At 47.8% G+C, this 11,758-nt stretch carries 11 protein-coding genes and 2 pseudogenes; 11 read left to right on the top strand and 2 right to left on the bottom strand.

The window, feature by feature from the left end; all coding sequences use genetic code 11:
- Nucleotides 1-266 precede the first annotated feature (266 nt).
- Both HPY81_11165 and HPY81_11160 read right to left on the bottom strand, forming a co-directional pair.
- Nucleotides 267-1,531 (bottom strand): annotated as a pseudogene (locus tag HPY81_11165) (IS110 family transposase).
- Between the two features lie 442 nt (nucleotides 1,532-1,973).
- Nucleotides 1,974-2,810, bottom strand: a complete 837-nt coding sequence (locus HPY81_11160) for an IclR family transcriptional regulator (protein ID NPV27962.1) — start codon at nucleotides 2,808-2,810, stop codon at nucleotides 1,974-1,976.
- 428 nt (nucleotides 2,811-3,238) lie between these two features.
- On the opposite strand from HPY81_11160, the gene HPY81_11155 reads away from it, so the two are divergent.
- The 11 genes and pseudogenes from HPY81_11155 to HPY81_11105 all read left to right on the top strand — a co-directional run.
- On the top strand, nucleotides 3,239-3,451 hold the full coding sequence (locus tag HPY81_11155; protein NPV27961.1) for a Com family DNA-binding transcriptional regulator: 213 nt from the start codon (nucleotides 3,239-3,241) through the stop codon (nucleotides 3,449-3,451).
- A 177-nt stretch (nucleotides 3,452-3,628) separates the two neighbouring features.
- Complete coding sequence (locus HPY81_11150) at nucleotides 3,629-4,807, top strand: acetyl-CoA C-acetyltransferase (protein NPV27960.1); 1,179 nt, start codon at nucleotides 3,629-3,631, stop codon at nucleotides 4,805-4,807.
- A gap of 41 nt (nucleotides 4,808-4,848) precedes the next feature.
- The gene (locus tag HPY81_11145) at nucleotides 4,849-5,700 is read left to right on the top strand and encodes a 3-hydroxybutyryl-CoA dehydrogenase (protein ID NPV27959.1); all 852 of its coding nucleotides are present in this window, start codon (nucleotides 4,849-4,851) and stop codon (nucleotides 5,698-5,700) included.
- A gap of 16 nt (nucleotides 5,701-5,716) precedes the next feature.
- Entirely contained in the window at nucleotides 5,717-6,499 is a 783-nt protein-coding gene (locus HPY81_11140) for a short-chain-enoyl-CoA hydratase (protein ID NPV27958.1), read from the top strand.
- Nucleotides 6,500-6,564: 65 nt separating this feature from the next.
- A pseudogene (locus tag HPY81_11135) lies at nucleotides 6,565-6,660 on the top strand (hypothetical protein).
- Between the two features lie 50 nt (nucleotides 6,661-6,710).
- Complete coding sequence (locus HPY81_11130) at nucleotides 6,711-7,844, top strand: acyl-CoA dehydrogenase (GenBank protein NPV27957.1); 1,134 nt, start codon at nucleotides 6,711-6,713, stop codon at nucleotides 7,842-7,844.
- Nucleotides 7,845-7,991: 147 nt separating this feature from the next.
- Nucleotides 7,992-9,530, top strand: a complete 1,539-nt coding sequence (locus HPY81_11125; GenBank protein ID NPV27956.1) for an acyl-CoA carboxylase subunit beta — start codon at nucleotides 7,992-7,994, stop codon at nucleotides 9,528-9,530.
- A gap of 16 nt (nucleotides 9,531-9,546) precedes the next feature.
- Nucleotides 9,547-10,719 carry a CoA transferase gene (locus HPY81_11120; protein ID NPV27955.1) on the top strand — a complete coding sequence of 391 codons (1,173 nt, stop codon included), beginning with the start codon at nucleotides 9,547-9,549 and terminating at the stop codon, nucleotides 10,717-10,719.
- Between the two features lie 66 nt (nucleotides 10,720-10,785).
- Nucleotides 10,786-11,148, top strand: a complete 363-nt coding sequence (locus HPY81_11115) for a cupin domain-containing protein (GenBank protein NPV27954.1) — start codon at nucleotides 10,786-10,788, stop codon at nucleotides 11,146-11,148.
- A 15-nt stretch (nucleotides 11,149-11,163) separates the two neighbouring features.
- Nucleotides 11,164-11,619 (top strand): C_GCAxxG_C_C family protein, encoded by a 456-nt coding sequence (locus HPY81_11110; protein NPV27953.1) that lies wholly within the window; start codon nucleotides 11,164-11,166, stop codon nucleotides 11,617-11,619.
- Between the two features lie 24 nt (nucleotides 11,620-11,643).
- On the top strand, nucleotides 11,644-11,758 hold a 115-nt coding region (locus tag HPY81_11105), incomplete at its 3' end, for a glutaconate CoA-transferase (GenBank protein ID NPV27952.1).

Raw genomic sequence — 11,758 nt, 5'->3', positions numbered from 1 at the left:
GTGCCAGTTTGCCCTTGTTAGGGACCAAGCATAGGTTTACTCCTCTTGGGAGGGCTTTGTATTCCCTCAGTCACAATTTATCACTCCAGGCTTGTTAATGAAGACAAGATTATCAGCATCGGGGGTAGATGGTATCTTCCCCGCTAATACTGCCCAGAAAATTGTGCGACGCCAGAAAACACAGCTCTTTGAAAAAAAACAAGCACCACCTAACCCTCCGTATTGTGGAGAGTTAATGCCCCTTATGCCTGAAACGAATTAAACCTTTAAGCTGCTGTTTCTGGTTCGGCAGTTACCCGGTAACCGAGTTCTTTCAAACGGCGTAAATGATACTTAAGTAACCGCTGGTGGTTCAAGTGGTCGTAGAAATTCGGCCCCAGCTCAGAATAGGTGGTCCCTTTAGCCAACAGATGATAAATAATTACCAGGATACTGTGCGCCACGGCCACCAGTGCCCGCTTCTTACCCCGCCGAGCTGCCAGGCGGTGGTACTGGACAAAAAAGTACGTCTTGCGTGAGCGGGAAGCGGCCCAGGCTACTTCTACCAGAGTCTCGCGTAACCAGGGGTCACCCTTGCAGGTACGTCCAGTTTTGTGTTTACCAGCACTCTCGTTGTTTCCCGGACAGATGCCCGCCCAGGAGGCTAAGTGTTTGTGGGAGGGAAAAACGCCCATGTCGACGCCGATTTCAGCAATGATCGTCCAGGCCGCTTGCTTCTTCACGCCGGGAATGGTCATCAGCCGCTCGGCCGCCTCGGCAAAAGGGTGCATCCGCTCCTCGATTTCTGCTTCCACCTGGGCAATGGCCTGCTCTAAGAAGTCAATATGGGCCAGGTGTTATGGGCCAGGTGTTATGGGCCAGGTGTTGGTGGAGGAGGAAGCGGTGGTGGGGTTCTACCACTCCGGACAGCGCCTTTTCCAGTTCGGACATCTTTGAGCGCAAGGACCCTTTAGCCAGTTCCGCCAGAGCATACGGGTCATTTGTGCCCTGAGCTAATGCCTTAATGATGGCCCGTCCGGAGACACCCATAACGTCGCTGGCCACCGAAGATAGTTTAATATTAGCGTCTTCCAAAACTTTTTGGATGCGGTTGATAACACGGGCTTTTTCCCGCACCAGGGTTTTACGATGCCGGGTAAGATCGCGCAATTCCCGGATTGGTTTGGGCGGGATGAAGCTGCTTTTTAGCAGTCCGTGACGCAAAAGCTGAGCAATCCATTCGGCATCACTCACATCGGTTTTCCGGCCGGGGACCTGCTTGATGTCTTTTGCGTTTACCACCAGCAGTTCGAAGTTACCTTCTAAAAATATAGTACACGGGTTTCCAGTAGACACCGGTGCTTTCCATGGCCACGTGGGTGCAGCCAGCAGCACCTAACCAGTCGCTCAAGAGGTTTAACTCGTCAGTGGTGGTTCCAAAGGTACGGATTTCCTTCTGCGGCTTACCTCCCTTTCCCGGAGTGATCAGACAAGCCACCACCTTGGTTTTGTGGACGTCTAAACCGCAGCAGCGCTCGTATAGTACTTGCACAGTTACTCACCTCTTTTGTGAATACCTAGTGGGCCGCCACCAGGCCACCACTTCTAACAAAGATTCTGCCCAGCGTGCTCCCTTAAAAACGGGGCAACATTCGGTGGTTCCTGGGGTAGTGACCAGCTTCACACTTGACACCGGACTTTGTGTACCAAGTCTCAACGAGCTTTGTGGGGCGACCCAAAGAAATTATAGCACAATTTTCATGCCCCGGTGGTGGCGTGGGCGCCATGTTTCACTCGATTTATCAAGGTTTTATAATTTTTATGATGAAGAAAAGGCCGAGTATAGGGTTTCGTTAGGAACCCTTATTTCATGCGGTTTCCCGAACTATGTAGACCAGGAGGCACACCAGAGGCAGATCAAACGGCAGACCAAGCATCACCGGGCGCGCGTCACACAAAGAAGGGCAGGGCATATGACGAACCTGTTTCCTTGACTACCCAGTGTATCCTAATGCTTTAGAAATTTCCTGCGTACCATTCAACAATGTTTGAATCAAAAAAGGTATTCTTTCTGGAGTAAGCCTGTATAAAGGGACGTAAATTGCCATACTCCCGATAATGCCAGACGAACCAAATATTGGAGCAGCTACTGCGCCAGCATCGTAAACTGTTTCTTCATATGAAATACTGTAGCCTTTCATTCGTATTTCTTCTAATTGTATCATTAGTAGCTCAGGATCGACCACAGTATTTTTTGTGAATGGGATCATATCGATATTGGCAAGCATTGATTTTAAATATTCTTCTCCCAGATAGGCCAGAATGACTTTTTTTGAAGAGCCAGCATAAAGCGGCGCAGCCATTCTGAACTTTGAAACTACAGTCTGAGGACTTTCTACGCTGTCTATACATATGGCTTGATAAAAAGGTAAGTCAGGGACAAGAAGATATACTGATTCACCAGTTTCATTTGACAGCCTGACCATAACCGGATGGGCGATTGATTTAATTTCAAAAGATTGCTTGGCTAAATTTCCTAATTTTATTAGTTCAAATCCTAAGGAGTATCGTTTGGTTTCCTCATTTCGTCTCAAGAATCCAAAAGTTTGAAGAGTGTTGAGATATTTTAAAGCAACTGGTTTTGAGGTATTAAGCAGGCGGCTAATTTCACTCAAAGATAACTCTGGTTGCTGTTCAGAAAAGAAATTTAAGATTTGTAATGTGCGCTCGACGGTCTGCAGAGAGGAATAAGGCTTTTTATATTGATGTTTTTTCATAAAAGAGCTCCTTTTGTTTGAATAAAATAAATTTACCACCAGATAGATTAACATTGTTTTTCCAGACTGTCTATTATATTATTTTTTATTTTTCTATTATATTATTTTTTATTTTTATGGTTTGTTTGATAAAAATTTTTTGTTCTTGAACAGGAGGAAATTTAATCGGACGTCGAATAGCAATAATTAGGTTAACAAAATTATAACACAGTTAGCATATTGATAACAAATACTTTTAAAAATTTTAAAAAAATTTATGCAAAACCAGAAGGAAAGTTTATTTATATGTCGAAAAACATGAATAGATTATCTTTATGTTAACATAGTTATTTTATAGATAACAAGTATAAAAAGAAATATTTTAGTGATTATTATTATATTATTATATTATAATAAAAATATAGTGTAAGTTCTAATTCGCTTATGGTATTTTCTAGTAATTGGGGTGATTTATGGTGGTGTTGTAAAAAGGGGGAGGATTAATGTTAACAGAATTCAGGTGTGCAAGATGTAATAAGCTATTAGGTAAATACAGGGAATGTCTGGAGTTAGAAATTACATGCCCTCGCTGTGGTTTGAGCAACCACCTTCACCATAAGCCTTCATCCATAACCACAGAAAGCAAGTATTCTGCATACAGACCAGCGGTTGTCAAGTCTCAAGCCTTAACAAATCCATATATAACAAATAGATAGCCATTTATCTGAGTTGAGAGCCAGCGAGCCCCGTCAGACAAGGAGGTGGTTGGTTATGGGTTAGGGGAAACAACGTCGGAGGAAAGGAGTATTTTGAGTCAATGGGTGGGCTGCTTTTCCTAATAGAAAAAGGTTCGGCTTGTTTGGGACATAGAAAAAATAGTGAGGTGGAGAGTTATGCAAGAAACCGTAATCGTTAGTGCTGCCAGAACCCCCTTTGGTCGGTTTGGGGGGGCGTTACAGTCGTTAAAAGCTGTCGAACTAGGCGGAATAGCCATCGCTGAGGCGGTTAAGCGCGCTGGTATTACGCCGGAACAGGTTGACTATGTATACATGGGGCAAGTTCTGCAGGGCGGCTGCGGCCAGGTTCCATCACGGCAGGCGGCGCGGAAAGCAGGAATTCCCTGGGAGGTTCCTTCAATCACCGTTAATAAAGTCTGTGCGTCCGGTCTGACTAGTGTGGCTTTAGCCGATATGAAGATTCGGCTTGGTGAAGCTGATATTGTGGTCGCGGGTGGAATGGAAAGTATGAGCAATGCCCCATACTTCCTCAGCGGGATGCGTTGGGGCGCCAGAATGATGGACCAGAAGTGTGTAGACCTGATGGTCCACGATGGCCTGTGGTGTGCCTTTTACGATCGGCACATGGCGATCCATGGTTCCGAAGTAGCGAAAGAATTTGGTTTAAGTCGTCAAGATCAGGACGAATGGGCCTTGCGCAGTCAACTGCACGCTGTGGAGGCGATCAAGAACGGCCGCCTGAAAGAAGAGATCGTGCCGGTAGAGATCCCCGGGAAGAAAGGGCCGACCATATTCGATACCGACGAGGCGCCGCGGCCGGATACGACGCTGGAAGGTCTGGCCAAGCTGCCGCCGGTCTTCAGCAAGGATGGGACGATAACGGCTGGTAACGCGCCGGGTGTTAACGACGGTGCGGGCGCCCTGGTGCTAATGTCCAAAGAGAAAGCGGCGGAATTAGGGATTAAACCGCTGGCGACCATTTGCGGCCATGCGGAGGTTTCCCAGGAAGCCCGTTACATCGCCACGGTTCCCGGCCTGTCGACATTAAAGCTGTTGAAACAAAAAGGAATGACAGTAAACGATATTGCTCTGTTTGAGGTGAACGAGGCATTTGCCGCAGTGGTGTTGACCAGCACCAAGATTGCTGGTTGGGATACCAATAGGGTCAATGTTGACGGTGGGGCGATCGCGTTTGGTCATCCGATCGGTGCTAGTGGGGCCCGGATTCTGATGCATTTGGCCTTTGCGTTGCGGGCCCGCGGAGGCGGCTACGGCATTGCGGCGATCTGCAGTGGCGCTGCCCAGGGCGACGCGATGTTGATCAAGGTAGACTAGGTTCACTTAAATTGTATTGTATAGAAAAGAGGGGGAGAAGCATGGAAGTCAAGAAAATCATGGTTGTTGGTGCTGGTCAAATGGGCGGCGGGATCGCGCAGGTGTCCGCTCAGGCTGGTTTTAGCACAGTGTTAAATGATCTCAACATGGACCTGGTGCAAAAAGGGATCAAGGTCATAGAGAAAAACCTGACCCGGAACGTGGAAAAAGGCAAGATGACCGCTGAAGAAAAAGACGCTATCCTTGCCCGGATTATACCCTCGACCAGTTTGGCAGATGCGAAAGACTGCGACCTGGTGATTGAAGCCATTGTCGAGAACATGGCGATCAAGTCCAAAGTGTTCAAAGAACTCGATGAGGTTTGTCCGCCGCAGACGATCCTGGCCTCGAACACCTCCTCGCTGCCGATTACTGAAATTGCGGCGGTGACCAAGCGACCGGCACAAGTTATCGGAATGCACTTCATGAACCCGGTGCCAGTGATGCGATTGGTAGAGATTATCCGTGGACTGGCGACCAGTGATGAAGTGTACAAAATCATTGAAGACCTGAGCGTGAAGATGGGTAAAGTGCCAGTTGAGGTTAGGGATGTACCGGGCTTCGTTTCTAATCGGGTCCTGCAGGTCATGATTAACGAGGCTATTTTCTGCCTCTATGAAGGGGTAGCCTCGCCACAGGGGATTGACGAAGTCATGAAGCTGGGAATGAACCACCCAATGGGTCCCCTAGCGTTGGCTGACTTGATCGGCTTGGATACCGTGCTGGCGATACTGACTGTTTTATACGAAGGCTACGGCGACCCGAAATATCGCCCCTGTCCACTGCTCCGCCAATACGTAAAAGCTGGTTGGCTTGGTCGGAAAGTTGGCAAAGGCTTCTACGAGTACAAGTAGGTGAGGGGGTCGGCTAATGGCCTGGGACACCATTTTGTTAGAAAAAGAAGGCAATATCGGCATTTTGACCATCAATCGTCCTAAAGCCTTGAACGCTTTAAATCAGCAAGTGCTGGAGGAACTAAGCCAGGCGATTGATGTAATCACCGCTGATGAAGAGATCTTTGTCGTGATCCTGAAAGGGGCTGGTGATAAAGCCTTTGTCGCGGGGGCGGATATTACCTTTATGCAAAACATGACCGCCCTTGAAGGGAGAGCATTTGGCTTGTTGGGGCAGGCGACTTTCCGCAAACTCGAGTACATGCCAAAGCCGGTCATTGCCGCAATCAACGGCTTCGCCCTGGGTGGGGGCTGCGAGTTGGCCATGGCCTGTGATATTCGGGTCGCCACCGAAAAAAGCAAGTTCGGGCAACCCGAGGTGGGTCTCGGTGTTATCCCCGGCTTTGCCGGGACGCAACGGCTGCCCCGGCTGGTTGGTAAAGGCCGGGCCAAAGAACTGTTGTTCACGGCCGACATGATTAGTGCGGCTGACGCCTACCGGATCGGCTTAGTCAATCATGTGGTGCCCGAAGACCAGTTAATGGAATTCTGTAAGACCCTGGCAAACAAGATTGCTTCCAAGGGCCAGATTGCCGTGCGCTTGTGCAAGGCGGCCGTTGACGAAGGTCTGGAGATGGATGTGGATAAAGCCATGACCCATGAGGCTGACCTGTTTGGGTTATGCTTTGCTACAGCTGACCAAAGAGAAGGGATGACTGCTTTTATTGAAAAGAGAAAGCCCAAATTCATCGGAAAATAGTCGGTGGATTTGAACAATACCTGCTCTATGAATTGAGCCAATGCTGATTGAGATGGGTGACGGATGTGGATTTTAAGTTGAATGAAGAACAACAAATGTTTAGAGATACCATTCGCCGGTTTGCCCAGAATGAAATTGCCCCCATTGCGGCGGAGACCGATTACATTAGCTATTTTGACAGAAAGTTATGTGTGAGGGAGGTTTATTAAAGATGATCTTTGAATTGACGGAAGAACAAAAATTGCTCAAACAAACAGTCCGAAACTTCGCGGAAAAGGAAATCGCTCCATTTATTGACGAGTGGGAAGAAAATAGCCGTTTTTCCCGGGAAACATTCCAAAAAGCGGCCAGTCTTGGTTTAGCTGGGATGTATATTCCTGAAGAATATGGTGGAAGTGGGATGAACTATTTCATGGGGGCTCTGGTTATAGAAGAACTGGCCAGGGCGGCCCGAGCGATGAACTACCTGGCTGTCCACAACATGGTTGTCCGTCAAATATACGTTAACGGAACTGAAGAACAACGTCGAAAATATGTTTTGCCTTTAGCACGTGGTGAGAAGCTCGCTTCAATCTGTATCACCGAACCAAATGCCGGTTCCGATATTAGCTCGATGCAAACAACGGCAGTCAGAGATGGGGACGAATATGTTCTCAACGGGACAAAGGTCTTTATCACTGGTGGGGGTGAATCAGACGTTTACACCGTCTTGTGCAAGACAGATAAGACGAAGGGTTTAAATGGCATGACCTGGTTCATCCTCGAAAAGGGGATGCCTGGCTTCACTTTTAGCAAACCAGAGAAGAAACTGGCTTTTAATTCTGTACCTGTCTGCCAGCTCTTTTTCGAAAATGTTCGGGTTCCAGTTGAAAACAGGTTAGGGGAGGAAAACGAAGGTTTTAGAAACTTTACCCGGTCGATCAATGGCGGAAGAATAAACGTGGCGGCGGAAGCGGTTGGTGGGGCTCAAGCAGCCTTAGATGCCGCGATCGCTTACGCGAAAGAACGGGTTCAGTTTGGGCAACCGATTGCTTCTTTCCAAGCGATCCAGCATATGCTTGCTGATATGGCCACTGAACTGGAAGCTGCTCGTCTTCTCGTCTACCAGGCAGCTTATCTATATGATAAGGGTCTCCCCTGTGCGAAGGAAGTATCGATGGCGAAGCGATTTGCTACTGACACGTCAATGAAAATCGCTACCGATGCCGTGCAGATCTTCGGCGGTTACGGATTTATTAAAGATTACCGAGTGGAGAGATTCTTCCGAGAGGCCAAACGAGCCCAGATTGTTGAGGGGACAAACCAAATTCAACGAAATCTTATTGCCCGGGAGTTACTGAAATAAAAGGCTTTAACACAGGCTTGGTTTTGTAAGATTTAGGAGAGAAGAGGTGCCGGGTGGTCAAATCAAAGTCCGCCCGGTCGCCTAGGCTTTGTCAGGATTATGAGATAAGAGGTGTTTAGGATGTCTAACAAGACTGAAAGAGAAATCATGGAAGAAAAAATAAAAGAACTGCATGAGATCAAGAACAAGATCGTTAATTATCCAAGCGATGAACAACTGCAGGAACGTTTTGCCCGGCATCGGTATACAGCCAGGAAAAGGATCGAGAAGTTATTAGACCCGGGTTCTTTTACTGAGCTAGACATGCTGGTTACCCATCACTGTAGCTACTTTGGGATGGATAAGAGAAAAATTCCGGCCGAAGGGGTGATTTCTGGTTTCGGAAAAATAGACGGCAGGTTGGTTTTTGTCTATGCCCAGGATTTTCTGGCGCTAGGTGGCTCTTTTGGCGAAATGCATGGTAATAAAATTCTTAAAGTAATGCAAAGGGCCTTAGAAGCCGGCGCGCCGGTGATTGGCTTGCTGGAATCAGGGGGCTTGAGACTCCATGAGGTTATGGGCCCAATGGTCAAGTTTGGGGAACTCTTCCATGCAAACACGCTGGCCTCGGGGGTAATTCCACAAATATCAGCTATAATGGGTAGTGTTGCCGGGGGACAGGCATACTCCCCAGGTTTGACTGATTTCATTATTATGACTAAGGATAGTGCGATGTATATCGCCGGCCCGGCTTTTGTTAAAACACAGCTGGGTTATGATATCACCGAAGAGGACCTCGGCGGGGCTGAAGTCCACGCTCGGGAGAGCGGAGTGGCAGATTTAGTCGCTGAGAACGAGGACGAATGTTTATCCTACATTAAGGAACTGTTATCCTACCTTCCCTCAAATAATAAGGAAAAACCACCAGTTAAGGACTACCAGGAAATTGGCTATGACTACGAGACCGATTTTTATTCTCCAGCGGCAAACCTAAGAAAACCTTTTGACATGCACAAGGTAATTAAAGGTATAGTGGATAACGGTCAGTTTTTTGAGATTAAAGCGAAGTATGCCCGCAATATGATTTGTGGTTTCGCCCGGATGAATGGGCACTCAGTGGGGATCGTGGCCAATCAGTCTCTGGTGCTTAGTGGTTGTATTGACTGCAAGGCATCGGAGAAAGCGGCTCGCTTTGTTAGATTCTGTGATGCCTTCAACATTCCTATCATTACTCTGCAAGACAGTCCCGCATACCTGATCGGCAAGGATGAGGAGCGAAACGGGATCATTACCCGGGGGGCCAAGTTGCTCCACGCTTATTCTGAGGCTACCGTACCCATGGTTACGGTGATGGTAAGAAAGGCCTATGCCGGCGCTCAGATCGCTATGGGTAGTAAGATGATGGGAGCAGATTATGTCTTTGCCTGGCCAACAGCGCAAATTGCCAGTGTGGGGGCTGATACCGCCGCCAGTGTAATCTTCAGAAAAGAGATTGCTCAGGCCAAAGATCCCGAACAAGCGAGAGCGGAAAGGATCAAAGAATATACGGAGAAATTCCTTAACCCATATTATGCTGCGTCCAGACAGGATATTGACGATGTAATTGATCCTCGAGATACGAGAAAGGTAGTGATTGCTGCTTTAGAAGCAGCGCAAAACAAAGAAGTGGTTAGACCGTGGAGAAAACACAGTAATATACCACTTTAGAATGGGAGTGATGGCTTTGCTGGCATTAGAGGGGATCAGGGTGCTTGACTTAACTCGGCTGCTCCCCGGTTCATTTACTACCCTGATGCTGGCCGATTACGGCGCCGAGGTGATCATGGTCGAAGACCCAGCGGGGGGAGAGCCGGGGCGGAATTCTCCTCCATTTATTCAAGGTTTAAGTGCCCGTCATTTGATACTTCAACGGAATAAAAAGAGCATCACACTTAATCTTAGGTCAAAACGGGGGCAGGAGTTATTTCAAGCGCTGGTCAAAACAGCGGATGTATTGGTAGAAAACTTCCGGCCCGGGGTGATGGACCGCTTTGGACTTGGGTACTCGCGCTTGAAAGAAGCTAACTCTCAACTGATTTATTGTTCAATTACTGGTTATGGACAGACCGGGCCTGACCGGGACAAACCAGGTCATGATATTAATTACATCAGCCAGGCTGGTATTCTTGGACTCACTGCCAGTCAGGGGGATTCAATCCCTTTACCTGGGGTTCAGATCGCTGACCTTGGTGGAGGCAGCTTGATGGCGGTGATAGGCATTCTACTGGCGCTCATTGCTCGCGACCAAACCGGTGAAGGGCAGTATATTGACATATCTATTGCTGACGGAATTATAAGTTGGCTACCACTTGTTGCTGCCGAATACCTGACAGGCGGAAAAGCCCCTGGTCCTGGAGAACACCCGTATACCGGGCCGTTGGCGTGTTATAACACTTATCGAACCAAAGATAATCGTTATTTAGCTCTGGGAGCGTTGGAGCCGAAGTTTTGGAGTGCCTTGTGTCGTCGGCTGGGTCTTGAGGAATTTATTCCGATTCAAAAAGACCCAAACTACCAAGAAAAGATGAAGACATGTCTTCAGGAAAAGTTCAGTTCCCGGACTCTTGATGAGTGGATGACTGAATTTGCCCACGAAGATGTTTGTTTGACCCCTGTTTGGCGAATCGATGAGGCCCTGAGCAATCCTCGTGTAGCTGAACGTCAAATGGTATTTCAGGTCGAACACCCGGTCGCGGGTTGTGTTCAACAACTGGGTTTTCCAATTAAATTGTCGGGAACACCGGCCGAGTATCGCCAGGGAGCCCCTCTTTTAGGTGAACACAACGAGGATATTTTCAAGGAAATCGGCCTTCTACCATCTGACTTAGAAGTTTTACGTAAAGAGGGAGTGATTTAATTTAACCTTTCAAACCTAGCCCAAATTGAAAATGTAAAAATAAACTACACAGAGGGAGGTGAAACCATGAATGGCAAGAGACTTTTTATCAGACCGGAAGAAGTAGAGACATACATCCCGGGGGGCCATACTGGGACAGTAAACCGGCGGTTGATTGGTGAAGACACAGTTGGGGCAAAGAATTTTGAGGTGGTTCTAGGTGAGTTGAATGTGGGAGGGGCAGCCCACCGGCACAGCCATCCTGATCTGGAACATGGGTACTATGTATTAGAAGGCCGATGTCAGATTGAGGTGGGTGAGGAGAGACAGGAAGTGGGTCCAGGCATGGCAGTTTTTGTTCCCCCAGGAGTGGAGCATGAACTGAACGTTATCGAACCTCTTAAGGTACTGGTCTTTTATTCTCCACCGTTAAATCGGGTACAACAATGAAAGGAGGTAGTAGAGGTGTCATTAAATTTGGCCTTAGAGGCCCGTAACAAAGCAGGGGATTATTACCGGCAGGGGTTTAACTGCGCTGAGTCAGTATTACTGACTGGGCGAGAGCTATTAGCACCCGATTGGGATTTACAAATAATTAAAATGGCCACCCCACTGGGAGGGGGTATTGGTCGTGCCGGTTGTGTATGTGGGGCTCTAAACGCGTCTATCATGGTGCTTGGTATGCTGCACGGGCGAACCGACTGCAAAACTGAACGCCGGGAAATTGGACAACACGCGCGCAAGATCTATGAACTCTTTGTGCAAAATTTTGGTTCTCCGTGTTGCAGCAAACTAAACTTCAATGAGTTTGATAATGAGGCCCACTACCGCCGGTGTTTGAAAATTGTTGGTGGTACCGCCAAAATATTGTTCGAGTATCTGGAGAGCCAAAACCTACTGCCCGGGCAATCTGAAGACTGATAGCCCAAAAAGGGGGGTGTAACAATGAACGTTCAAAACAAAGTCATGACCCTGGAAGAAGCCATTAGTAAGTTTGTTCGTGATGGCGACTGCATCGCATTCGGCGGTTTCGTGACCAATAAGAAACCGTACGCGGCGG

The organism is Bacillota bacterium (assembly GCA_013178045.1).
Classification (GTDB): domain Bacteria; phylum Bacillota; class Ch66; order Ch66; family Ch66; genus Ch66.
Note: the sequence above shows the minus strand (reverse complement) of the source record. Positions and strands in the feature narration are given on the sequence as shown.